This window comes from Streptomyces sp. NPDC050546 (genome assembly GCF_044457425.1).
GTDB lineage: Bacteria > Actinomycetota > Actinomycetes > Streptomycetales > Streptomycetaceae > Streptomyces.
Genome location: NZ_JBITGX010000001.1, coordinates 521,183 through 544,354, shown reverse-complemented (window position 1 = coordinate 544,354; position 23,172 = coordinate 521,183). Strand labels below are relative to the sequence as shown.

General features: G+C 71.6%; 18 protein-coding genes and 2 pseudogenes. 13 read left to right on the top strand and 7 right to left on the bottom strand.

Annotated elements, in window-relative coordinates; genetic code table 11:
• The first annotated feature begins 29 nt into the window (after positions 1-29).
• Complete coding sequence (locus tag ACIBK5_RS02435; RefSeq protein ID WP_399015310.1) at positions 30-1,322, top strand: TerD family protein; 1,293 nt, start codon at positions 30-32, stop codon at positions 1,320-1,322.
• Between the two features lie 22 nt (positions 1,323-1,344).
• Here ACIBK5_RS02435 and ACIBK5_RS02430 read toward each other — a convergent pair whose 3' ends face one another.
• Complete coding sequence (locus ACIBK5_RS02430; RefSeq protein WP_399015308.1) at positions 1,345-2,538, bottom strand: glycosyltransferase; 1,194 nt, start codon at positions 2,536-2,538, stop codon at positions 1,345-1,347.
• 39 nt (positions 2,539-2,577) lie between these two features.
• On the opposite strand from ACIBK5_RS02430, the gene ACIBK5_RS02425 reads away from it, so the two are divergent.
• A complete protein-coding gene (locus ACIBK5_RS02425; RefSeq protein WP_399015306.1) occupies positions 2,578-3,363 on the top strand; it encodes a glutamate racemase in 786 nt (261 codons plus the stop codon).
• A 115-nt stretch (positions 3,364-3,478) separates the two neighbouring features.
• Positions 3,479-4,030 carry a hypothetical protein gene (locus ACIBK5_RS02420; protein ID WP_399015304.1) on the top strand — a complete coding sequence of 184 codons (552 nt, stop codon included), beginning with the start codon at positions 3,479-3,481 and terminating at the stop codon, positions 4,028-4,030.
• A gap of 38 nt (positions 4,031-4,068) precedes the next feature.
• Here the strand turns inward: ACIBK5_RS02420 and ACIBK5_RS02415 are convergent, their stop codons facing one another.
• A complete protein-coding gene (locus tag ACIBK5_RS02415) occupies positions 4,069-5,100 on the bottom strand; it encodes an O-antigen ligase family protein (RefSeq protein ID WP_399016208.1) in 1,032 nt (343 codons plus the stop codon).
• A gap of 312 nt (positions 5,101-5,412) precedes the next feature.
• On the opposite strand from ACIBK5_RS02415, the gene lnt reads away from it, so the two are divergent.
• The 4 genes from lnt to ACIBK5_RS02395 all read left to right on the top strand — a co-directional run bounded on the left by lnt (position 5,413) and on the right by ACIBK5_RS02395 (position 10,448).
• Positions 5,413-7,020: an apolipoprotein N-acyltransferase gene (gene lnt, locus ACIBK5_RS02410; protein WP_399015302.1), complete on the top strand. Its 1,608-nt coding sequence runs from the start codon at positions 5,413-5,415 to the stop codon at positions 7,018-7,020.
• Positions 7,021-7,087: 67 nt separating this feature from the next.
• Positions 7,088-7,567, top strand: a complete 480-nt coding sequence (locus tag ACIBK5_RS02405; RefSeq protein ID WP_399015300.1) for an NUDIX hydrolase — start codon at positions 7,088-7,090, stop codon at positions 7,565-7,567.
• Between the two features lie 54 nt (positions 7,568-7,621).
• A complete protein-coding gene (locus ACIBK5_RS02400; RefSeq protein WP_399015298.1) occupies positions 7,622-8,422 on the top strand; it encodes a 3-hydroxybutyrate dehydrogenase in 801 nt (266 codons plus the stop codon).
• A gap of 79 nt (positions 8,423-8,501) precedes the next feature.
• Positions 8,502-10,448 carry a helix-turn-helix domain-containing protein gene (locus ACIBK5_RS02395; RefSeq protein WP_399015296.1) on the top strand — a complete coding sequence of 649 codons (1,947 nt, stop codon included), beginning with the start codon at positions 8,502-8,504 and terminating at the stop codon, positions 10,446-10,448.
• A 47-nt stretch (positions 10,449-10,495) separates the two neighbouring features.
• Here the strand turns inward: ACIBK5_RS02395 and ACIBK5_RS02390 are convergent, their stop codons facing one another.
• From ACIBK5_RS02390 to ACIBK5_RS02380, 3 genes and pseudogenes are all read right to left on the bottom strand, one after another.
• Positions 10,496-11,884: an MFS transporter gene (locus ACIBK5_RS02390; protein ID WP_399015294.1), complete on the bottom strand. Its 1,389-nt coding sequence runs from the start codon at positions 11,882-11,884 to the stop codon at positions 10,496-10,498.
• A gap of 661 nt (positions 11,885-12,545) precedes the next feature.
• Positions 12,546-12,793: pseudogene (locus ACIBK5_RS02385) on the bottom strand (VOC family protein); the annotation flags it as partial.
• 34 nt (positions 12,794-12,827) lie between these two features.
• Positions 12,828-13,535 (bottom strand): TetR/AcrR family transcriptional regulator, encoded by a 708-nt coding sequence (locus tag ACIBK5_RS02380; RefSeq protein ID WP_399015292.1) that lies wholly within the window; start codon positions 13,533-13,535, stop codon positions 12,828-12,830.
• A 152-nt stretch (positions 13,536-13,687) separates the two neighbouring features.
• On the opposite strand from ACIBK5_RS02380, the gene ACIBK5_RS02375 reads away from it, so the two are divergent.
• From ACIBK5_RS02375 to ACIBK5_RS02350, 6 genes and pseudogenes are all read left to right on the top strand, one after another.
• On the top strand, positions 13,688-15,370 hold the full coding sequence (locus ACIBK5_RS02375) for a CocE/NonD family hydrolase (protein WP_399015290.1): 1,683 nt from the start codon (positions 13,688-13,690) through the stop codon (positions 15,368-15,370).
• Positions 15,367-17,979 carry an ABC transporter substrate-binding protein gene (locus tag ACIBK5_RS02370; protein WP_399015289.1) on the top strand — a complete coding sequence of 871 codons (2,613 nt, stop codon included), beginning with the start codon at positions 15,367-15,369 and terminating at the stop codon, positions 17,977-17,979. The genes ACIBK5_RS02375 and ACIBK5_RS02370 overlap by 4 nt, the downstream gene beginning before the upstream one ends.
• Complete coding sequence (locus tag ACIBK5_RS02365) at positions 17,976-18,860, top strand: ABC transporter permease (RefSeq protein WP_399015287.1); 885 nt, start codon at positions 17,976-17,978, stop codon at positions 18,858-18,860. The genes ACIBK5_RS02370 and ACIBK5_RS02365 overlap by 4 nt, the downstream gene beginning before the upstream one ends.
• Positions 18,857-19,864 (top strand): ABC transporter ATP-binding protein, encoded by a 1,008-nt coding sequence (locus ACIBK5_RS02360; protein WP_399015285.1) that lies wholly within the window; start codon positions 18,857-18,859, stop codon positions 19,862-19,864. Before ACIBK5_RS02365 ends, ACIBK5_RS02360 begins: the two co-directional genes overlap by 4 nt.
• On the top strand, positions 19,861-20,703 hold the full coding sequence (locus ACIBK5_RS02355; RefSeq protein ID WP_399015283.1) for an ABC transporter ATP-binding protein: 843 nt from the start codon (positions 19,861-19,863) through the stop codon (positions 20,701-20,703). Before ACIBK5_RS02360 ends, ACIBK5_RS02355 begins: the two co-directional genes overlap by 4 nt.
• A gap of 82 nt (positions 20,704-20,785) precedes the next feature.
• Positions 20,786-20,923 (top strand): annotated as a pseudogene (locus ACIBK5_RS02350) (transposase); the annotation flags it as partial.
• A gap of 612 nt (positions 20,924-21,535) precedes the next feature.
• On the opposite strand, the gene ACIBK5_RS02345 reads toward ACIBK5_RS02350, so the two are convergent.
• Together ACIBK5_RS02345 and ACIBK5_RS02340 are read right to left on the bottom strand one after the other, a co-directional pair.
• Complete coding sequence (locus tag ACIBK5_RS02345; protein ID WP_399015281.1) at positions 21,536-22,000, bottom strand: hypothetical protein; 465 nt, start codon at positions 21,998-22,000, stop codon at positions 21,536-21,538.
• Positions 22,001-22,040: 40 nt separating this feature from the next.
• The gene (locus ACIBK5_RS02340) at positions 22,041-23,015 is read right to left on the bottom strand and encodes a hypothetical protein (RefSeq protein WP_399015279.1); all 975 of its coding nucleotides are present in this window, start codon (positions 23,013-23,015) and stop codon (positions 22,041-22,043) included.
• Positions 23,016-23,172 lie beyond the last annotated feature (157 nt).

Sequence of the window (23,172 nt, the reverse complement as noted above, 5' to 3'; positions counted from 1 at the left end):
GGTGATACGCGATGGGGGCGGACATGCAAATGCTGAAAGGTTCAAACACTCCTGTGCCTACCGCGGCGCTGCGGGTGGAATTGGGCTGGCGGACCGGACCTGGTGTGCCCGACGCGGATGCCTCCGCTTTGCTGCTGGTAAGCGGGAAGGTGCGTTCCGACGCGGACTTCGTCTTTTACAACCAGCCCGCGCACTCCTCCGGCGCGATCCGTCACGAGGGCAAGCGGAACTCCGACGGCCGGGTGACCGACACGCTCCTCGTCGACCTCGCGCGTGTGGAGCCCTCGATCGAGACGATCGTCCTCGCCGCCTCCGCCGACGGCGGCACCTTCGGACAGGTCCCGGACCTGTACATCGAGGTCCAGGATGCCGACCGGAGCACCCCGATGGCCCGATTCGACAACCCGGGCGCCACGACTGAAACCGCTTTCGTGCTCGGTGAGTTCTACCGCCGCCAGGGCGCCTGGAAGTTCCGCGCCGTCGGGCAGGGCTACAGCAGCGGGCTCGAAGGTCTGGCCACCGACTACGGCATCACGGTGGACGAACCGCAGCAGACGGCCCCGGCCGCCGTGCCGCCCGTGGCCGCCCCGCCGCCCGCCGCGCCCCCGGCACCCACGCCCCCGCCGATGACGCGGCAGGCGCCCCCGCCCCCGCCCGCCGCGCCCCCGGCGGCACCGGCACCGGTCCGGCTGACCAAGGTGACGCTCACCAAGGCGGCCCCCTCCGTCTCGCTCACCAAGCAGGGCGGCACCTCCGGCGCCCTCCATGTGAACCTCAACTGGGAGGTGCACAAGCAGTTCTCGGGGTGGAGCAGCAAATTCGGCCGCCCGGCCGCGACGCACTCCGACCTCGACCTCGACCTGTGCGCGCTGTTCGAACTCACCGACGGCAGCAAGGGCGTCGTACAGGCCCTCGGCAACACCTTCGGGGCGCTGCACCAGCCCCCCTACATCCACCTCGACGGCGACGACCGCACCGGCGCCGTGGCGGCCGGTGAGAATCTCACCGTCAATCTCGACCACAGGAACGCCTTCCGGCGCATCCTCGTCTTCGTCACCATCTACGAAGGCGCCCGCTCCTTCGCCGACCTGAACGCCACCGTCACGCTCCAGCCGCAGTACGGAGCCCCGATCGAGTTCTCCCTCGACGAGTGCACCGTCCCCTCGCCCGTGTGCGCGCTCGCGCTGATCACCAACACCGGCGGCGACCTGGTCGTCCAGCGGGAGGCGCGCTACCTGGTGCCCGAGCGCGGGGTCAGCCCGCAGCGCACGGTCGACTACGCCTACGGGTGGGGCATGAACTGGACCCCCGGCAGGAAATGACCGGCCTTCCCAACGGCGGGGGTCAGCCCTCGTCGGGCACGGTGTCCGGACGGGCGTAGGTGCGGCCCTTCCAGGCCGCACCGCGTCCCCGGTAGTGCTGCACCGCCGAGTCGACCGTCATGAGGAGATAGAGGAACGCGGTGAACGGCAGCAGGGGGGCGAGCCACAGCGGCTGCCGGTAGTAGCGGAGCATCGGGACGTACGTCCCGGTCATCACCAGCCACGCCAGTCCGCCGGTGATCGCCGCCGCCGCGCTCCCCGCTGCCAGGCCGGTCACGACCGCCACCGGCGGCACCAGGTACACCAGCGCCAGCCCCGCGACCGTCCCGGCCAGCAACAGCGGATTGTGCCGCAGCTGGGCGTACGCGCTGCGCGACACCATCCGCCACAGGTCGTGCAGCCGTGGATACGGCCGCACGCTGTCCACGCGGTCGGCGAGGCCCAGCCAGACGCGCCCGCCGCCGCGCTTGACGGCCCGGGCGAGGGCCACGTCGTCGATGACGGCGTGCCGGAACGCGTCCGGGACCCGGACCCGCTCGGCGGTCTCCGCCCGCAGCAGGACGCAACCGCCGGCCGCGGCGGCCGTCCGCGTTCCCTTCCTGCCGATCCGGCGGAAGGGATAGAGCTGCGCGAAGAAGTAGACGAAGGCCGGCACGACGAGCCGCTCCCAGGAGCTCTCCACCCGCAGCCGGGCCATCTGCGAGACCATGTCGAACCCTCCGGCGCGGGCAGCCGCCACCAATTCCCGCAGACTGTCCGGCGCGTGCGCGATGTCGGCGTCCGTCAGGAGCAGATACTCGGGATCACGCGCGCGTGCCAGGCCGATGCCGTGGCGCACCGCCCACAGCTTCCCGGTCCAGCCCGCGGGCGGCTCGCCCGGCGAGCCCACGGTCAGCGGCAGCCCGCCGTGCCGGCGCGCCAGATCCCGAGCGAGATCACCGGTGCCGTCCGAACTGCCGTCGTCGACGAAGAAGACCTCCGCCCGCCCCGGATAGTCCTGCCGGAGCAGCGACGGCAGCGCGTCGGGCAGCGTCGCCGCCTCGTCGCGGGCCGGGACGACGACGCACACGGACGGCCACGCGTCCGGGTCCCGGCGCGGCGGCAGTCGCACATCCGTGCGCCAGAAGAAGCCCTGACAGAGCAGCAGCCACAGCCAGGCGAGAAGCGATCCAGCGGCAGTCCACACAACGGCGCTCACGCGCGCAGTCTGCCCCACCGGACCTGGCCGGGAAGGCTCATCGTCTATCGTGATCGGGTGAAGATCGCGCTGATGGACTCCGGAATCGGTCTGCTGGCGGCCACCGCCGCGATGCGGCGGCTGCGCCCCGACGCCGATCTCGTGCTTTCCCTCGACCCCGACGGCATGCCGTGGGGACCGAGGACCCCGGAGGACCTGACCGAGCGCGCCCTGGCCGTCGCCGAGGCGGCCGCCGCGCGCCGCCCCGACGCCCTGATCGTCGGCTGCAACACCGCGACCGTGCACGCGCTCACCGCCCTGCGCGCCCGCCTCGAACCGGAGCTCCCGGTCGTCGGCACCGTCCCGGCGATCAAGCCGGCGGCGGCAGGCGGCGGGCCCATAGCCATCTGGGCCACCCCGGCCACCACCGGCAGCCCGTACCAGCAGGCCCTGATCCGGGACTTCGCCGGCGGAGTGCCCGTCGCGGAGGTGCCCTGCTGGGGCCTCGCCGAGGCCGTGGAACACGCGGACGAGGCGGCGATCGACACCGCCGTGTCAGCGGCCGCCGCGCTGACTCCCGACGACGTGACGACCGTCGTCCTCGGCTGCACCCACTACGAACTGGTCGCCGAGCGCATCCGGGCCGCCGTCCAGCGCCCCGGGCGCCCGCCTCTCGTGCTGCACGGCTCCGCGGGCGCCGTCGCCGCCCAGGCCCTGCGCCGGCTCGGCGAGCAGCCCGCACCGGGAGCCACGCCCCACGGCACCCTGACCGTGCTGCTGAGCGGACGCGAGGGCACGCTGCCCGCGCCGGCCCTGGCGTACGACGAAGGGCGGCTGCTCCAGGCGGTCACGCCCGCCCGCTGACCGGCACCGGTCACCGGACGCCGTCGCCCGGGCCGGGCGGTCCCGCCGCCCGGTCGGCGCAGTCACGCTCCGCCACCGGCTACCGGCAGAGCGAAACCTGAGTAACCTCATATGCATGAGGGTCGACCCCCACGGCGAGAACGCCCCCCACTCGCACCCCGATGTCTGGACCGGCCGTGCCACCAACCGGGTCCAGTGGCTGCTGGCGCTCGTCGGCGCCGCCTGCATGGCGCTGGGCATCGAGCTGGCCGTCGACTCGGCGTGGACGTCCGGCGCCGCGCTGGTCATGGCCGTCGTCGGGTGCATCGCCGCCGGGCTGCTGGTCCTCTTCGGCACCCTCGCCTTCGTGCACGTCGCGCTCCGGGTCGACGACGAGCACCTCGAGGTGCGCTGCGGCCACATCGGCCTGCCCCGCCGCCGCATCCCGCTCTCCCAGGTGGCGGGCGCCACGTACATCTCGCACGTCACCCCCCGCCACTGGGGCGGCTGGGGCTACCGCTGGCGGCCCGAGAAGGGCACCGCCGTGGTCGTGCGACAGGGCGAGGGCGTCGTGCTGGAGCTGTGGGACGGACACACCTTCACGGTCACCGTGGACGACGCGGAGGCGGCCGTACAGGTGATCGAGGCACGGCTGCGACCCACGAAGCCGGGCGCTCCCGCGCACTGAGTCCGGAGGCACGCGGCCGTGATCACCGGGGCGGCCGGTCACCAGGCAGGGGTGCGTCCGGCTCCGCGCGGGTGCGTGTCCGGGGGGCGGGTCGACGGTTCGTCGGCCCAGGGGCGTGCCGTGGCCATGCCCGCCAGCAGGCCCGCACCCACCGACACGGCGGTGAAGCTCAGCGCGTTGCCGATCGCGGCGATGGCGGCGAGCGCCGTCAGGGTCGCGCCCGCGGTGAGCACCACCGGCGTCGGGCGCGGGCCGCGCCACAGGGCGTACAGCACCCAGCCGAACGCCGCCGCCAGCAGGGCCACGCCGACGATGCCCTGCTCGGCCGCCTGCTGCAGGGGCGCCGAATGGGGCTTGCCGTCGGACACCAGTGACTGGGCGGCCGTCGTGCTCAGCTCCCCGAAGCGGCCCGGGCCGACCCCTAGGGCGGCGTCCTCGCGCAGCAGCTGCCACGCGTCCTCCCAGAGCTGTACGCGGTGCGGCGTCAGCCGTCCTTCGAGGGCGGCCACGAACCCGCCCGGCACGGCCCGCGCGGCGACCGCCCAGGCCAGGCAGGTCACCAGGGCCGCGACCGCGGCCAGTACGGCGAGGCCGGCACCGCGGTGCCGGGTGCGTCCTGCGGCGAGCGAGCACAACAGCACCGCCGTACAGGTGACGCAGCCGGTGGTCGAGCCGAGCACGGCCGCCAGCACCGCGGTGCCGGCGGCCAGCAGGCGCAGGGCGATCCGGACGGCCGGAGCGGCCGCGGCCCAGGCCGCGCAGCACGCGGCACCGGCCGACAGCGTCAGCACGGCCGCGGTGGCCCCGGCGTGTCCCAGGGGCGCGGTGATCTGCGGGCCCGGGGCGAGGTGCGGAACGGCCACGGTCAGCGCGACACCCGCCAGCGCCCCGGCGCACGGCGCGCCGACCGGCAGCAGCGACCCGCCGATCCGTCCCGCGGCGTACCCGGCCGCCACGGCCAGGATCGCGAGGAGCACGCCCTCGGGCCGGCCCTCGTGCACCGCGGCCGTGATCAGGGACCAGCCGGCGCAGGCCCCCAGCACCACGACGCCCGCCGCATCGGAAACGATTCTTCTCTCGCCGTCCGCGTCCAGCCCGGACGCAGACGTCAGCCCACGTGAACCCACCCCGCCCCGCCCCCCGCACCACGTCGCCCCCGACCTGTGAAGACCCCGGCCGCACCGGCCGCCACCGGCCGCACGACTGAGGCTTCGGCACACCGTAGCCGCTGGTGGACGGTTTGTGGATGTGTCGTGACGAAATGAGCAGGAACGATGCCGCGGACGCGGGCCGACGCCGCGCGCGGGCGCCCGAACGGCGTGGTGCCGCCGCCCCGGGGACCGCGCTGTCGGCCTCAAGGTCACTCGTCTTAGACTCCGGGAGTGACCGTCACCGCAACCTCCGTCGGCGAGTCGGACCAGTTGGAGCCGCGGAACGCGCCCGGGGCGCGGACGTGGGCCCGGCGTCTCGTTCCGGCCGCCGCAGCCGCGCTCTCCGGCCTGCTCCTCTATGTCAGCTTCCCGCCCCGCACCCTCTGGTGGCTGGCCCTGCCGGCCTTCGCCGTCTTCGGCTGGGTGCTGCGCGGCCGGAGCTGGAAGGCAGGACTGGGCCTCGGCTATCTCTTCGGCCTCGGCTTCCTGCTGCCGCTGCTGGTGTGGACCGGAGTGGAGGTCGGGCCGGGCCCCTGGCTCGCCCTGGCCGTCATCGAGGCGATCTTCGTCGCACTGGTCGGCGCGGGCGTCGCGGCCGTGTCGAAGCTGCCCGGCTGGCCGGTGTGGGCGGCCGCTGTGTGGATCACCGGAGAGGCGGCACGCGCGCGCGTGCCGTTCGAGGGCTTCCCCTGGGGGAAGGTCGCGTTCGGGCAGGCCGACGGCGTGTTCCTGCCGCTAGCGGCCGTGGGCGGCACCCCGGTGCTCGGCTTCGCCGTGGTCCTGTGCGGCTTCGGACTGTACGAGGCCGTGCGTCTCGGTCTGGAGAGGCGGGCCACCGGGGTCGTGCGGCACATGGCGGCAGCGGTTGCCGTGTTGAGCCTGGGCGTTCCGGTCCTGGGGGCGGTGGCCGCCCGGACGCTGGTCAGCGACAAGGCGGAGGACGGCAGCGTGACCGTCGCCGCGATCCAGGGCAACGTGCCCCGCGCGGGCCTCGACTTCAACTCCCAGCGGCGGGCCGTGCTCGACTACCACGCGCGCGAGACGGAACGCCTGGCCGCCGAGGTCAAGGCCGGCAAGGTCGCCCAGCCCGACTTCGTGCTGTGGCCGGAGAACTCCTCCGACATCGACCCCTTCGCCAACCCCGACGCCCGCGCCGTGATCGACAAGGCGGCCAAGGCCATCGGGGTGCCCATCTCGGTCGGCGGCGTCGTGGAGCGCGACGGCAAGCTGTACAACGAGCAGATCCTCTGGGACCCGGCCAAGGGCCCCGTCGACACCTACGACAAGCGTCAGATCCAGCCGTTCGGCGAGTACCTGCCGCTGCGCTCGTTCATCGGCGCGATCAACAAGAACTGGACGGCGATGGTCCGCCAGGACTTCAGCCGCGGCACCGAGCCGGGCGTGTTCACCATGGACGGCGCCAAGGTCGGGCTCGTCACCTGCTACGAAGCCGCCTTCGACTGGACCGTGCGCTCCGAGGTCACCGACGGCGCCCAGATGATCTCCGTGCCGAGCAACAACGCCACCTTCGACCGCAGCGAGATGACCTACCAGCAGCTCGCCATGTCCCGGGTGCGCGCGGTCGAGCACAGCCGGACCGTGACGGTGCCGGTGACCAGCGGCGTCAGCGCGATGATCATGCCGGACGGGAAGATCACGCAGAAGACGGGCATGTTCGTCGCCGACTCGCTGGTGCAGAAGGTGCCGCTGCGTTCCTCCCAGACCCCCGCAACACGGCTGGGAGTCCTGCCGGAGATCGCCCTCGTGCTGGTCGCGGCCGGCGGACTGGGGTGGGCCGTCGGCGCCGGTCTGCGTGGACGACGCGCCGGTGACGTGTAGCCGTACGCCCGTCGCACGCTGCCTGAATCGCGCGGGACACCGCGAACGGCCGATTAGGGTCGTCGCCATGGCTACTCCTGACTTCATCCGCACCCTCCGCGCATCGGCCGGCCATCAGCTGCTCTGGCTCCCCGGAGTCACCGCCATCGTCTTCGACGACGAGGGCAGAGTGCTGCTCAACCGCCGGTCCGACACCGGCAAGTGGTCCGTGATCGGTGGCATCCCCGACCCGGGGGAGGAGCCCGCGGCCTGCGCCGTGCGGGAGGTCCACGAGGAGACGGCCGTGCACTGCGTCGCCGAACGGGTCGTCCTCGTCCAGGCGCTCAACCCCGTCACATACGACAACGGCGACACCTGCCAGTACATGGACATCACCCTCCGCTGCCGGGCCGTCGGCGGCGAGGCACGGGTCAACGACGACGAGTCGCTGGACGTGGGCTGGTTCGACATCGACGCACTGCCCGAACTGAACGAGTTCGGCCTGCTCAGGATCAAGCAGGCTGTGTCGGACGCCCCCACATGGTTCGACCCCACTGCCTCCAGCTGAACTATGGGGCGTGACCACATGGGGCGAGGCAGGGGCGCTTCCTAAGGTCGACGCATGACCGTGCCCCGTGTCTCCCCGGCCCCCCACGCCTCCTCGCTCGACCTCGGCGGCCGCACCGCGCTCGTCACCGGCGCCGCCGGCGGCATCGGCCGCGCCTGCGCGCTGCGGCTCGCGGCCGCCGGGGCCGAGGTGAGAGCCGTCGACCGCGACGCCGCGGGCCTGGAGACACTCGCCGAACAGGGACACGATCTCGCGGGCACCGTGGAACCGCACGTCCTCGACCTCACCGACCTGGACGCCGCCGAACGCGCCGCCGCGGGCACCGACGTCCTAGTCAACAACGCCGGGCTCCAACTGGTGCGCCCCATCGAGGAGTTCCCGCCCGACGCCTTCCACCTGGTGCTCACCGTGATGCTCGAGGCACCGTTCCGGCTCATTCGCGGCGCCCTGCCCCATATGTACGGACAGGGGTGGGGCCGCATCGTGAATGTGTCGTCCGTCCACGGGCTGCGCGCCTCGGCCTACAAGTCGGCCTATGTGGCTGCCAAACACGGCCTGGAGGGACTCTCCAAGACCGCCGCCCTCGAGGGCGCACCCCACGGTGTCACCTCGAACTGTGTGAACCCCGCCTATGTGCGCACCCCACTGGTCGAGAAGCAGCTCGCCGGCCAGGCGCAGGCGCACGGTATCCCCGAGGAACGGGTCCTGTCCGAGGTGCTGTTGCAGGACAGCGCCGTCAAGCGGCTCATCGAACCGGAGGAGGTCGCCGAGGCCGTGGCGTATCTGTGCGGTCCGCAGGCGTCCTTCGTCACCGGCACCTCGCTCGTGCTCGACGGTGGCTGGACCGCCCATTGACCGCCTGGCCCGGCTGTGTCGGTTCCTGGGTTGTCCACAGGCCTGACGGGACGGCCCGGTCATGGTGAATCCTGTGAGCATGTCCAGCGATCACGTGCAGTCAGCCGAGCGCTCCGCCGGCGCCGCCGAAGCACCGCCGGCCGACGTCGAGACGCCGTTCCTCGAGCTGCTGGCCCGGGGCGCCTCCGCCGACGCCTATGAGCAGCCGGTGCTGCTCGCGCGCGCCGAGGGCCGGTCCGCGGAGTGGATCGCCGCGCTCCAGCGGGCCAAGCCGCTCGCGTTGCGCGTGCGCTCGGAGCTGGAGGGACGGCGTCGGCGCGAGGCCGAGCTGTCGGCCCTGTTCGAGACCGCCCACGACCTCGCCGGGCTGCGCGATCTCGACGCCGTGCTCCAGGCGATCGTGCAGCGCGCCCGGTCGCTGCTGGGCACGGACGTCGCCTACCTCAGCCTGAACGACCCGGTCAGAGGCGACACCCACATGCGGGTCACCGAGGGCTCGGTCGCGGCCCGGTTCCAGCAGCTGCGGCTCGGCATGGGAGAGGGCCTCGGCGGCCTGGTCGCGCAGACCGCCCGCCCTTACGTCACCGACGACTACTTCAAGGACGACCGCTTTCAGCACACCCTCACCATCGACGCGGGCGTGCGGGACGAGGGGCTCGTGGCCATCCTCGGAGTGCCGCTGATGCTCGGGCACCACGTCATCGGCGTGCTGTTCGCCGCTGACCGCCGCGCCCGGGTCTTCGAACGCGAGCAGATCGCTCTGCTCGGCTCCTTCGCCGCCCTCGCAGCGGCCGCCATCGACACCGCCAACCTGCTCGCCGAGACCCGGTCGGCGCTCGCCGACCTGGAGCTGGCCAACGAGATCATCCGGGACCGCAGCGGCGTCATCGAGCGGGCGTCCGACGTGCATGACCGGCTCGCCGAACTGGTCCTGCGGGGCGGCGGGGTGCACGACGTGGCCGCGGCGGTCTCCGAGGTCCTCGACGGCACGGTCGTCTTCGCCGAGGCCGCCGCCACACCGGCCGAGGCCCTGGAGTCGTCCCGCGCGGACGGGCACGCCGTGCGGTTCGAGGACGACTGGATCGCCGCCGTCGCCGCCGGCGGGGAGCTGCTCGGCGCCCTCGTGCTGCGCGGCCACCCTGGGCTCGACCCCGTCGACCAGCGCACCCTGGAGCGGGCCGCCATGGTCACTTCCCTGCTGCTCCTCGCCCGCCGGTCCGCCGCCGAGGCCGAACAGCGCGTACGCGGCGAACTGCTGGACGATCTGCTGGACGCGCGTGACCGTGACCCGCGCCTGCTGCGGGAGCGCGCGGCCCGCCTGCACGCCGACCTCGACGCCGTCCACGTGGTGCTGGCAGCGCGCCTCGAAGACGCCGCGGCCGACGCCGACCAGGAGGCGGACGCCCGCCGACGCCTGGCGGCCGCGGCGTCCCACCTCGCCGCGACCCGGCACGGCCTGGCCGCCGCGCGCGACGGCGGCACCGTCCTGCTGCTGCCCCTCGGCTCCGGCGACAGCGCCACCGACCTGGCCCGCCGCGCCGCCCGGCAGTTGGGCACAGCGGTCCACACACCGGTCACCGTCGGTGCCTCCGCACCCGCCGAGGACCTCGCCACCCGCACCGACGCCGTGGCCACGGCCTATGCGGAGGCCCGGCGCTGCCTCGACGCCCTGCGGCTGCTCGGCCGCTCCGGGGACGGGGCCGCGGCCGAGGACTTCGGCTTCCTGGGGCTGCTCCTGGCCGGCGACCGGGACATACCCGGCTTCGTCGACCGCACCATCGGCCAGGTCGTCACGTACGACCGGCGACGCGGCACCGAGCTGCTGCGCACCCTCGACGCGTACTTCGCCTGCGGCATGAGCCCCGCCCGCACCAAGGACGAACTCCACGTCCATGTGAACACGGTCGCCCAGCGCCTGGAGCGGGTCGGCCGCCTCCTCGGCGAGGACTGGCAGACCCCGGCCCGCGCCCTGGAGATCCAACTCGCCCTGCGTCTGCACCGGTTGTCTGAACCCGGACGGCACTGACCCCCGTACGTGGCCGGCACGGACGTACGGGGGCGGGGCCGGCGGGATCAGCTGGTCCGGGCGTCCGCCGCCGGGGCGGCCGTCGTCCGGTCCGTGTCGGCGGGCGCGGCGACGTCGGCCAGGTCCCGGTTGCGTGTCTCCTTGGCCGCCGCCACCGCGACGACCGTGAGCACGGAGGCGGCGATGACGTACAGGGCGATCGGCGTGGAGCTGCCGTAGTCGGCCAGCAGCGCCGTCGCGATCAGCGGCGCGGGCGCGCCCGCCGCGACCGAGGCGAACTGCGCGCCGATGGAGGCTCCGGAGTAGCGCATGCGCGTCGCGAACATCTCGGAGAAGAACGCGGCTTGGGGGGCGTACATCGCCCCGTGCAGCACCAGGCCCACCGTGACGGCGAGGAGCAGGTTGCCGAAGCCGCCGGTGTCGATCAGTGAGAAGAACGGGAACATCCACAGCCCGACACCCACGGCACCCATCACATAGACGGGACGGCGACCGATCCGGTCGGACAGCGCGCCCCAGGCCGGGATGACCACGAAGTGCACCGCCGAGGCGATCAGCACCGCGTTGAGCGCGGTCTGCTTGGAGACACCGGCCGAGGTGGTGGCGTAGACGAGGATGAACGCGGTGATCACGTAGTAGCTGATGTTCTCCGCCATGCGCGCGCCCATCGCGACCAGGACATCACGCCAGTGGTGCCGCAGCACGGCGACGAGCGGCAGCTTCTCCGCCTCCGCCCCCCGGTCCGCCTTGCGGGCCTCGGCCTGCGCCAACGCCTGCTTGAAGACCGGAGATTCATCGACAGACAGACGAATCCACAAACCGACGATCACCAGGACCCCGGAGAGCAGGAACGGTATCCGCCAGCCCCAGCTGCCGAACGCGGCGTCCGACAGCAGGGCCGTCAGCAGGGACAGCACACCGGTCGCGAGCAACTGCCCCGCCGGCGCGCCGGTCTGCGGCCACGAGGCCCAGAACCCGCGCCGGCGCGCGTCCCCGTGCTCCGACACCAGCAGCACGGCACCGCCCCACTCACCGCCGAGCGCGAACCCCTGGACCAGCCGGAGCACGGTGAGCAGGACCGGCGCGGCCGTCCCTATCGTGGCGTGCGTGGGCAGCAGCCCGATCGCGAAGGTCGCCCCGCCCATCATCAGCAGACTCAGCACCAGCAGCTTCTTGCGCCCGATCCGGTCGCCGTAGTGCCCGAACACCAGCGCGCCGAGGGGCCTGGCGGCGAATCCGACCGCGTACGTCAGGAAGGACAGCAGAGTGCCGACGAGCGGGTCGGAGTCCGGGAAGAACAACTTGTTGAACACGAGCGCGGCGGCGGAGCCGTAGAGAAAGAAGTCGTACCACTCGATCGTGGTGCCGATGAGGCTGGCGGTGACGATGCGTTTGAGGTTGGCGGGGGGTGGGGGAGCGGTCGCGGGGGAGGACATCGGCACCACTTCCAGGCGGTTGGCGGGGACGGTTGTGTGTCGCCATACCGTAGGAACGTGCAGGTCAGAGGCGTATGTGGTGGGACACCATAGTTGTGGGCCTTGGAGTGCGCGTGTACACCATGAAGTTGCTGACGGGGCGTCGCCCATGGCCCCAATGAGGCCGCGAAGGGTACTGTCTGACTTGCGCCGTTCGGGCATGATTTGGAGCTGCCGTGCTGACTCCCGTGCTGGTTTGGTGCCGACTAAAAGCCCACGTCATCACCCGTTCCCACCCCTCCCGTGCTGACTTGGTGCTGACTGTGCTGCGTTGAACCTCGCCATCTGGGGCGGATCGGACAGGTGCCTCCGTCTGGCCCGGCGTGGAGTGGGCTTGCGGACGGTTTCGTCGTAGGCCGAGCGCCGAGTCGGGTGCTGGAGAGGTGCAGTTGACGGCGACCGCACGATCTGCCTCGGTAGCGCCGTTGGAAGCGTGCTGACCCGTACGCGCAAGCGCCGTCTTGGGCTGGACAAATCGCCGTGCTCGCTCAATCGAGCATCGCGAGCGGCTCGACGTGCTTCGAGGCGCAGGGCCGCACTGGCCACTACCCGCACCGCTCTTTCAGTACCAGATTCGCGTCGAACCGGTCGCCTGTGCGGACCCGTTCCGGCAGGACAGCGGGTTGAGCGGTCCGGCGGCAATCGCCTCGGGGGCGAGGAACTTCGTCAGCTCCAGCTTGCCGTGGCCGTCGGGGTGCGCATCATCGCGATGGCGCTGCGGACCCCGTCGAGGCCGAGCATCTGGTCCGCGCCCATCCCCTCGATCTGCGCTTCGCCCTCCAGCTCCATGCCGAGCTCGGTGAAGTAGGCGACGGCAGCGTCCAGGTCGTCGACGACGATGCCTACGTTGTCCATCCGCTGAATCGTCACGAGGTGCTCCCCCTTTCGCGTAGTCCGCCGGTGCCTAACCTTCCGGTGAGGGGACCTCCATGACCGGCGCACCCGACACCGTCGCGCGAATCGCTTGGATGTGGAGTTCGATCTGGGCGGTGAAGAGGGCGTCGTCGTCGGCCGTGACGGCGAGAGCCGGCACCCGGTTCAGTCTTGGTTCCTCACGGGCCACATTGGCGTAGAGGGCGGCGAGCGCGGCGTCGTCCTTGCGGCGGATGTCCGCGTCGAGGGATTCACGCATGGCGTCCACCGTCAGCAGCCCCATCAGCGTGTCCGTGAAGAGCTGGTAGTGGAAGAGAGCCTGCTCCTGCGTCAGTCCGGCGTCCAGCAGCACCCGAAGCAGGGCGAGGGCCACAGCCTGGTCACCCGGGCCTCCGGTGTTGCGGTATCCGAGCCAGGCGAGGGTGACGGCATGGCGGCGGCCCACCTCACGGCCGAGATCGGCCATGCGGTGGAGATCGGCGGCCCAGTCTTCCCCTGGCGTGAAGCGGTCGGCGATCTCCACGAAGATCTGGTCGGCCAGGGCGAGCATGAGCTCGTCCTTGTCGCGGAAGTGCCGGTACAGCGCCGTCGCCACCACGCCCAGCCGGCTGCCCAGGGCGCGGAAGGTTACCCCCGCCGGCCCTTCGGCGGTGCTGATCTCCACCGCGGCCTCGATGATCTCCTCGCGGGTGAGCGTGCTGCCCCGGCCACGCCCTCGAACGGTTCCTGCTTCCCGCACGTGCTGTCCCTCCCGGTGCCTGCCCCGGCCGTGCCGACCTTCGCTGCTGTCGGTGATCCTAGGGAAAAGGTGAGTACACAGTCTAGACAACAGTGTTCACATCACTGTTCAATCCTCGGCAAGCCAAGCCCCACCGCCACGCTGGAGCAGCGATGCCGATTCCCGTACAGCGCGCCGAACCCGCCCCCGTCCCCGACACCGCGACCCAGGTCATGGTCGCGATGCGGGACGGGGTACGCCTGGCCACCGACGTCTACTTGCCGCCAGGCCCCGCCCCGGGCCGCCGGCTGCCGACGGCACTGGTCCGACTGCCCTACGACAAGAACAGCCGCTACGTCTTCATGGACCGCATCGCCGCCTACCTCACCGCGCGCGGTTACGCCGTGGTGGTCCAGGACGTGCGCGGCAAGTTCCGCTCCGAGGGCGAGACCATGCCGTTCGTGCACGAGGCCGCCGACGGATACGACACCCTTGACTGGATTGCCGGACAGGCCTGGTCCGACGGCCGGGTGGGCATGTTCGGCGACTCGTACTACGGCGCGACGCAGTGGGCGGCCGTGTCGGCCGGCCATCCGGCCCTGCGGGCGATCGCCCCCCGGGTCACGGGCGCCGACGGCATCCGCCCCGACTACTGGCAGCGCGACGGGATCACCCAACTGTTCGGGGCGCTCTACTTCGCCGCCTACTGGACCGACCGATGGGCCTACGAGTTCACACCCGATCTGACCCGGCGGCCCCTGGCCGATGTGATGGACGCGATCGCGGAGGGCATCGGAGCCAGGCCCGCGATGTGGGACGCCTTCTTCCCCGAGGTCAGGACGCTGCCCGCGTTCCCCGACGGGCACCCCTTCGAGGGCCGTCCGATCCCGGTGCTGCACCAGGCCGGCTGGTTCGACAACTGCTTGCAGCCGAGCATCAACGACTGGGCGGAGCTGGCTGCCCGCCCGCAGTGGGCGCCGCTTCAGTACCTGCACGTCGATTCGATCGACCACGAGGGATACCACCTGGACGACGTCCCGGTGCCGCCGGAACTGGACCACGCGATCGAGGACACGGCGGTGGAGCGCCTGTTGCCGCGTCACCTCGATCCGCTGGTGGAGTTCTTCGACGTCTTCGTCAAGGAGCAGCGGCCCGCCGAAGGCCTGCCGCGGGTGCGCTGGCACCACGGCCATGTCGGCGACCGCACGGCATCGTCCTGGCCGCCACCGGGAGCCCGTACGCTCCGGCTTTACCTGTCCGAAGCGACGAGGGCGTCCCTCGACGACCGCGGCGGCGCGCTGACCGCGGACACGCCGGTCGGGGAGCACTCCGCGCGCTGGGTGCACGACCCCGCGGATCTCGTGCCCAGCCTCCTGGAGGACTCCTTCTCCGCGGTCCGCCATCACCTGGACGAGTCGCCGCTGCACAGCCGCCCGGACGTGCTCACCTTCACCACCACGCCCTTCACCGAGCCGCTCGACCTGGCGGGCCCGGTCCGCGCCACGCTGAGCGTCGGCACCGACGGACCGGGCGCCCACATCTACCTCAAGCTGCTGGATGTCGCTCCCGACGGCTCCGCCCACGTCCTGGTCCGAGGGCAGCGGTCGATACCGGGCGGCTCGCCGACCCCGGCTGCCTTCGACCTCACCCACACCGGCTACCGGGTACGGCCCGGGCACGCCCTGCGCCTGCACATCGCCTCCAGCGACTACCCCACCTATGTGCCCCACCCGGGCACGGAGGAGAACCCCTGGCTCGCGGCGTCCGGCAAGCCCACCACGCAGACACTCACCGTCGGCGGTGATCAGCCCTCCCGGCTCTCCCTGACCGTCGTCGGCTCGGAGGTTCCGTCATGAGCGCCCCGGCCCGGTGGCGGCGCCTGCTCGCCGTGACCGCGGCGGCGTCGGCGCTGGCCCTCGGCGCGGCCGGCTGCACCGGACTGCCGCCCGCCACACTGGGCAGCGAGACCCTGCGGTCCACCTCGGACCCGGCCGGCGGGCGGCTGTCCTCGCTGGTGTGGGACCTGCCGATGGGCGAGCCCACCACCCTCGACTACCAGCAGGCCGGCGACTTCTCCCCGTACCACGTGGTCAGCAACCTCTGCGACAGCCTGCTGCGCCTCAACCCCGACTACAGCACCTCACCCGGCCTCGCCAGGTCCTGGGAGCAGCCCGACGATCGCACCCTGGTGCTGCACCTGCGCGACGACGTCACGTTCTGGGACGGCACCCCCCTGACCTCGGCGGACGTGGTCTACAGCCTGAAACGGCAGCTCGCCCCGAGCGCCGTCGCCGGCTCCTTCTTCGTCAACGTCAAGACGATCGAGGCGACCGGCAGCCACACCGTCACCGTCCGCTTCACCAAGCCCGACGAACTGTTCCTCAAAGAACTCGCGACCACCGCCGGGACCGTCGTCCAGGCCCGCCAGGCCCGGCGGGCGGGCAAGAAGTTCGGCACGGCCACCGGGGGCATGATGTGCTCCGGACCGTTCGAACTGACCAAGTGGACCTCCGGGTCCAGGATCGAACTCAAGGCCAACCGCCACTACTGGGACCCTGCCTACCGGGCCCGGGCCGACAAGGTCACCTTGCTGTTCGTCACGGACACCACCGCCCTCACCCAGGCCCTCGCCAGCGGCGCCATCGCGGGGGCCTACGAGGTCCCCAACTCCGCCCTGCCCACCCTCAAGGGCAGCCCTCGGGGACAGCTGTACTTCGGCCCCAGCCTCAAGTCGCTGCAGATGATCCCCATCCAGCCCACCGGTATGTCCGCCAACCCGGACATCCGCCGGGCCCTCAGCCTTGCCGTCAACCGCGAGGAACTCGCCCGCACCGTCTATCGCGGCGCCGCCGCCCCCAGTACCACCGTGCTCCCGGAGACCGGCTGGGACCCCGAGGCCGAGGACGCCTACCGGGCCGCCGCCAAGTCGATGCCCCTCGCCCACGACGTCCCCACCGCGGCGGACCTCAAGGAGGCCAGGGCCCTCGTCGCCAAGCACCGCGACGACCTTCGCCCCGCCGTACTGGCCGTACAGGCCGGCGCCCAGGACCTCATCAGCACGGCGACCGTCATCCAGCAGGCCGCCGAGTCCATCGGCATCAAGCTCACCGTCCGCCAGCTGCCCGCGCTCCAGTTCTCCAGCGTGTTCTACGACCCCTCCTACCGGAAGGGCCTGGACTTCGCGCTGGCCGAGACGTTCCTCGACATCCCCGACCCGCTCGACTGGGTCCCCAACCTGGCCCTCACCGACGGCATCTTCAACTGGGCGGGCTACTCCGACCCGGCCGTCGACTCCGCTGGCCAAGGCACAGCAGACCAGCGACCCGAAAGCCCGCGCCGCCCTCATCATCGGGGCACAGCGCCGGTGGGAGGCCAAGACGCTGGCCGTCCCGCTGCTCTCCCTGCACGAGGTGACCTACATGAACAACGGCATCACCGGCGCTCCCACTTCCTTCGCCTACATCTTCTCCCCGTCCCTCGCCCGGATCGGACGCAGGTGAGCGGCATGCCACCTCTCGCCCGTTCCCTGCTCACCTGGCCGCTGCGGCTGCTGGGCCTGGCCGCCACCATGCTGGTCGCCGCCTTCGCCCTGTTCGCCGCGCTGAACCTCGCCCCCGGCGACCCCGCCACCCGGCTGGCGGGACCACGCGCCTCGCAGCGCACCCTGGAGGCCGTCCGTCACCAACTCGGCCTCGACCAGCCCCTGCCGACCCGCTTCTGGGACTGGCTGGGCGGCCTGTTCCAGGGCGACTTCGGCACCTCGCTCACGTACCGCCAGTCCGTCTCCTCCCTCCTCGGCCCCCGCGTCACCGACACCGTGCTCCTCGTCGGATACGCCGCCGTCCTGATCGTCGTCTTCGGTGTGGGCCTCGGCGTCTGGTCCGCGCTGTCCCGGCGCATCGGCGGCGTCATCACCGCTTTCACCAGCGTCGGCCTGGCCGTCCCGGCGTTCGTCGCGGCCTCCGCGCTGGTCGCCCTGCTGTCGGTGCAGGTGCACTGGTTCCCCGCCCTCGGCGGCGGCGGGCCGTCACTCGCCGACCGGCTCTACCACCTGACCCTGCCCGCCATCACCCTCGCCCTCGCCTGGGCCGCCTACCTCGCCCAGATCACCCGGGCCTCCGTCCGCGAGGAGGCCGGCCGGGAGTACGTGGAGACGGCCCGCAGCCGCGGCCTGCCCGCCCGGCGGGTGCTGCGCCACCACATCCTGCGCAACGCCATGATCCCCATCAGCACCGCGGCCGGACTGACCGTCGGCGGACTGATCGCCGCGGACGTGGTCGTCGAGCAGGCCTTCGGCCTCAACGGCCTCGGAGCGGCCCTGGTCTCCGCCGTGGCCCAGAAGGACACCCCCGTGGTGCAGGCGGTCGGCCTGCTGATGGTCGTCGTCTTCATCGTCGTCAACGCCGCCACGGACGTGCTCCAGGCGGCACTGGACCCGAGAATCCGGGCGGTGAGCTCCCGATGAGCAACGCTTCCGGCGCCGCGCACGCCGTCAGGATCGGCACCCGCGGCCTGTCCCTGCGCATCCGCCTGCGCAGCCTCGCACCCTCCACCACCGCCCTGGCCGCGCTCGCCGGGCTCCTCGTGCTCCTCGCAGCCCTGGCGTCCGTCCTCGCCACACACGACCCCGACACCGTGGACATGGCCGCCGCCAGCCAGGACCCGTCCGCCGCGCACTGGCTCGGCACCGACGCCCTCGGCCGCGACCTGTACTCCCGGCTGCTGTACGGCGCCCGCATCAGCCTGCTCGGGCCCGCCCTCGTCATCGCCGGAGCCACCGTGGGCGGCGTCGCCGTCGCCCTGGCCTGCGCCTGGCACGGCGGCTGGCTCGACCGGGTGATCAGCCGCGTCAACGACGTGCTGTTCGCCTTCCCCGGCCTGCTGCTCGCGGTCCTCGCCGTGGCCGTCCTCGGTCCCGGCCTCACCGCGCCCGTGGTGGCCCTGGCCGTCGCGTACCTGCCCTACATGGCGCGTATCGTGCGCGGCGTCGCCGTACGCGAACGCCGCATGCCCTACATCGCCGCCCTGGAAGCCTCAGGCATGTCCGCCTGGCGGATCAACCTGCGGCATCTGCTGCCCAACCTGACCCCGTTCATCGTCGCCCAGGCCACCGCCGCGTTCGGCTCCGCCCTGATCGACCTCGCGGGCGTGTCCTTCCTCGGACTGGGGGTCCAACCACCCATCTCCGACTGGGGGTTGATGGTCTCCGAGGGACAGTCGTCGCTGCTCGCCGGGGCACCCGGGCAGAGCCTGATGGCCGGCGGACTGATCGTCGTCACCGTCGTCGTCTTCAACCTCCTCGGCGACACGCTGATCGCCCGCACCGACCAGGAGGACGCGCGATGACCGCCACCCCACTCCTGCGGCTCGACCACCTCGGCATCGACCTGCACCGCCGGAGGCGCGAGCCCCGGCCGCTCGTCCTCGACGTCAGTTTCGACCTCGCACCCGGGGAGGCCCTGGGCCTGGTCGGCGAGTCCGGCTCGGGCAAGTCGCTCACCTCACGCGCCGTCATCCGGCTGCTCCCGAAGGACACGCGGACACACGGCACCGCGGAATTCGAGGGCGAGAACGTCCAGGCGCTACAAGGGGAGCGGCTCACCCGGTACCTCTCCCGCGAAGCCGCGATGATCTTCCAGAACCCCCGGGCCCACATCAACCCGGTACACACCCTCGGCGACTTCCTCACCGAACCACTCGTCTGCCACCACGGCCTGACACGCCCTCAGGCCGAAGAACGCCTCGTCCCGCTCCTCGCGCAGATCGGCGTCCCCGACGGCCCGCGCCGCCTCTGCCAGTACCCCCACCAGCTCTCCGGCGGACTGCTGCAACGCATGATGATCGCCTCCGCGCTGATCACAGAACCCCGGCTTCTCCTCGCCGACGAACCCACCACCGCCCTCGACGTCACCACCCAGCAGGACGTCATGGCCGTCCTCGACGAACAGCGCCGCGAGCGGGAACTGGCGATGCTGTTCGTCACCCACGACCTGGAACTCGCCACCGCCACCTGCGACCGCGTCGCCGTCATGTACGCCGGAACCATCGTCGAACAGCGCCCAGCCGCAGGGCTGCACACGGGCCGCCGCCACCCCTACACCGCCGGACTGCTCGCCGCCCGGCCGGGCCTCGGCGAGCCGGGGGAGCGGCTGCCCGTCATCCCCGGCCGCCCGGCCGCCGCCCACGAGACCGGCGAAGGCTGCCCCTTCGCCGCCCGCTGCGCCTTCGCCGAGGACCGCTGCCGTCTCGAACGTCCCGTACTACGCCCGGACGAGGACGGCGCGGTCGCCTGCCACCGCGCCCACGAACTCGCCGGCGATCTGGACCGCCCGAAGGAGCCCGCCTCATGACCGCGGCCGCGCCCGAGAGGGCCGCACCACTTCTTGACGTCCACGGCCTCACCAAGCGATACCCCACGCGCCAGGGCGAGGTCACAGCCTGCGAGGACATCGGCTTCCGCATCGCCCCGGGCGGCGCTCTCGCGCTGGTCGGCGAGTCCGGCGCGGGCAAGTCCACGGTCGTTCGCCTGATCGCGGGCCTGGAGAAACCGACCTCAGGCCAGATACGTCTCCACGGCCAGCACACCGGCGACCGCCCGCGGGGCCGATCCGCCCGCCTGGCCCGTGCCGCCGCCGTGCAGATCGTGCACCAGGACCCGTACTCCAGCCTGGACCCCCGTCAGCCCATCGGCGACGGACTGGCGGAACTGCTGCGCCTGCACGCCGGCCGGCTGGCCGGTGGCCTCGGCGAACGGTCCGCACGACGGGACCGGGTCACCGGTCTGCTGGACACGGTCGGCCTGCCCGGCCTCGCCGACGCCCGGCCCGCGCGGCTGTCCGGCGGACAGCGCCAACGCGTCGCCATCGCCCGCGCCCTGGCGCTGGAACCCGAGATCCTGCTCCTGGACGAGGCCGTCGCAGCGCTCGACGTCTCCGTTCAGGCACAGATCCTCAACCTCCTCGCCGACCTGCGCGAACGCACGGGCACGACACTGCTGTTCGTCACCCACGACCTGGCCGTCGTACGGCAGTTGTGCCAGGAGGCGGTGGTCATGCGCGGGGGCCGGGTCGTCGAGGCCGGACCGGTCGGCCGTGTCCTCACCGCTCCCCAACACCCCTACACCCAGGCTCTGCTGGACTCCGTGCCCAGGCCCGGCTGGCGACCGCGGCGGATTTCCCCTCCCGTGTGAGGCGGGTATCGCAGGTGGAGAGCCGGTGGCCTCCGCCAGGCCGCAGCCGGTGAGGTCACCACCTCCTGCGTGACGCCTCCCCGTGCTCGAGGCCCACCCTCTTTCCCCGGTCCTGACGTCGATGCCCGGCGTCGGCGTCGGGACCGCCGCCGTCCTGCTGGTCACCGTCGGCGACGCAACCAGCTTTCCCACGGCCGCCCGTGTCGCCTCCCACGCCGGCCGGCCCTGACCACGAAATGGCAAACCACGCTTCGGGCGAGGTTGCCGACGAAGCAGTGGACGATGCGGTCCGGCGTGAATATCCGGGTGAACCAGCGCTCTCGCAGCTTCCCTCCCACGCCTTGCGTTCCGTACTGGCGCAGGTACTTGCGGCGGAACCCGTCGGCCTTCCATTGGTCGAGACCGTCGCAGCGAACGTTGTGGAGTTCCACTTCAGTGTATGAACTCCACCATTTCGCTGACCTGGGAAAACGCGAAACAGCACGCACGCCCCATCACCGCTGTCGCCCCGCACCGTGAGTCACACGGCCTCAAGGCGGCTCCGTAAGTTGTTGGGTGGCCCGGTCCTCGGAAGCAAGGTTGCCCAGACATGTGTCAGGACCGGTGGACGCGGCTTCGTCACTACGCTCGCGCTCGGTTTCGGCTGCGGAACGGTTGCAGGCGTGACCCACAACGAAGCCGATCGGTGTCCTTTCTGCAGAGGTGAAGATGATCGCGTCCACAGTGTTCCCCCAGACCGCCAGACCGCCAGACCGCCGGTCCGCCACGACGGCCCGGCGGGTGCAGAGGGCTACGGAGGGCCCTCAGGGCCCTCCGTAGTTCGAGTGAACAATCAGCAGCTGTCCGTCCAGCTGTGGGAGGCAATGTTGTTGTTCACGGACTCGCCATAGCCGTCCCACCACGGCAAGCCGTGGCTGAAGACTTCGCGTCCGAGCGTCAGGTCCAACCACATGTCGCCGTTGCCGAGACAGGCGTACGGACCGCTCTGGTCCTCGTTGTAGTACAGGTCGACGTCGTCGTAGCCGCCGGCGTATCCCCGGTTCTCCACCGAGGAAGCGAGGTTGCGCATCGGCTGGCACCCAGGGCCCGGATAGTCCCAGTTGCGGTTGGCCCCGCTCCAGGCGCAGTGGGCGCCGCCTCGGTAGGGCTCCGTCCAGGCGTGGAGCTTGCCGTCTGCTGCGGCCGCGGTGAGCGTGCGGGACTCCGCCGGTCTCGGTTCAGCGGCCTGAGCCGTGGGAGCGGTGAGTGCGACGGCCGTCAGGGCGACCACGCCGGCGAGTGAAGCGAGCTTACTCATGTCCTGTTCCTGTTCCTCTCGTTGTCTGCTGTCGGGTTGATCAGCCGCGGCGGACGATGTCGCGGGCACGGCTGAGCGCCTTGTATTCGAGCAAGGCGCGGTTCTTTACCTCAGTGGGATGGCGGGAGTCCATCCGCTGGCGATGTGCACGGCTCAGTTCTCGGAGCGTCGCGGCAAGGCCCGTCGATCGCGCGCAGACGGCCTCAGCCTGAGCCGTGGCGAACTCACCGGCCTCGGGGCGAGGCCCGAAGTGTTCGCGTGTCTTCTGAGGCATGTCGTAGGGGAGGCCTCGTTCATGCATGCAGGTGGCCCACTGCCGGGTTGCGGGAAGAAGTTTGGGATCGCCTACGACCGCCACCCTGGCCGTTCGGTCAAGGGCGTCGGTGACCTTCTTGGCCCGGTACCAGGCACTCAGGTCGGTGTAGAGCTCACGCTGGGCGTAGGAGACGCATCCTTTGTCGCTGTGCCGGATCCTGCCCATCCCGGGGACGTCGGCTTCCAGCCCTTCCGGGGTCGGCCCGTTGAGTGCCGTGATCGCGGCCGCTTTGCGGTCGGTGGAGAGCCGGTCGAAGTAGCGGCGGTTGGGGTCGTTGCGAGCCGATGCCTCCCGGCGTTCTCGGATGCCGCGGCCGTAACCATTCGCGGCGGCCCACTGCTTGTCGTCGATGACGTACGGGAACCGGCGCTCCAGAGGTTCGGGGAGTTCCGGGGTGACCCAGAAAGAGAAACCCTCTCTTCTCATACAGTCACGCGTGAGAATCTTCTCCGCCTGGGCCAGAACCTCTCGTTCCGCGATGGTGAGGAGTCGTGGCGAATCCCGCTGTACCTGAGCTGTCTGCGAGCCGTTGGGTTCGCAGGCCGTAATCCATGCGACCGCCACGGACAGGAGTGCGGCAAGGAACGCCTTTCGGCCGGAACGCCGGATGCGATGGGCGCGCCAGGTTGCGTCGCTGTTGCCTGCGGCTTGCCGGGATGTGCGGTCATGGGCTTTGTGCAGGCGAAGTTGCGCGGACATTAGTGGTGGCCCCCTGTGTCACCATCCCCGGATCGGTCGGGGGACATTCGCTTGGTTGCGGGAATCAGCCGCGCTTCGGCAACCGTCTTTCGACTGATGACAGAGTGCTGTTCCCCGCGCATTGACTATCACATGGTCGACTCAGTCATGTCACCGA

Excerpts from the sequence above, each read along its gene's own strand:
- ACIBK5_RS02400 (WP_399015298.1), top strand. The coding sequence starts at position 7,622 with ATGACCGTGCCCCGTGTCTCCCCGGCCCCCCACGCCTCCTCGCTCGAC.
- ACIBK5_RS02345 (WP_399015281.1), bottom strand. The coding sequence starts at position 22,000 with ATGAGTAAGCTCGCTTCACTCGCCGGCGTGGTCGCCCTGACGGCCGTC.
- ACIBK5_RS02360 (WP_399015285.1), top strand. The coding sequence starts at position 18,857 with ATGACCGCCACCCCACTCCTGCGGCTCGACCACCTCGGCATCGACCTG.
- ACIBK5_RS02420 (WP_399015304.1), top strand. The coding sequence starts at position 3,479 with ATGAGGGTCGACCCCCACGGCGAGAACGCCCCCCACTCGCACCCCGAT.
- ACIBK5_RS02370 (WP_399015289.1), top strand. The coding sequence starts at position 15,367 with ATGAGCGCCCCGGCCCGGTGGCGGCGCCTGCTCGCCGTGACCGCGGCG.
- ACIBK5_RS02395 (WP_399015296.1), top strand. The coding sequence starts at position 8,502 with ATGTCCAGCGATCACGTGCAGTCAGCCGAGCGCTCCGCCGGCGCCGCC.
- ACIBK5_RS02355 (WP_399015283.1), top strand. The coding sequence starts at position 19,861 with ATGACCGCGGCCGCGCCCGAGAGGGCCGCACCACTTCTTGACGTCCAC.
- ACIBK5_RS02435 (WP_399015310.1), top strand. The coding sequence starts at position 30 with ATGCTGAAAGGTTCAAACACTCCTGTGCCTACCGCGGCGCTGCGGGTG.
- ACIBK5_RS02375 (WP_399015290.1), top strand. The coding sequence starts at position 13,688 with ATGCCGATTCCCGTACAGCGCGCCGAACCCGCCCCCGTCCCCGACACC.
- ACIBK5_RS02365 (WP_399015287.1), top strand. The coding sequence starts at position 17,976 with ATGAGCAACGCTTCCGGCGCCGCGCACGCCGTCAGGATCGGCACCCGC.
- ACIBK5_RS02390 (WP_399015294.1), bottom strand. The coding sequence starts at position 11,884 with ATGTCCTCCCCCGCGACCGCTCCCCCACCCCCCGCCAACCTCAAACGC.
- ACIBK5_RS02405 (WP_399015300.1), top strand. The coding sequence starts at position 7,088 with ATGGCTACTCCTGACTTCATCCGCACCCTCCGCGCATCGGCCGGCCAT.
- ACIBK5_RS02340 (WP_399015279.1), bottom strand. The coding sequence starts at position 23,015 with ATGTCCGCGCAACTTCGCCTGCACAAAGCCCATGACCGCACATCCCGG.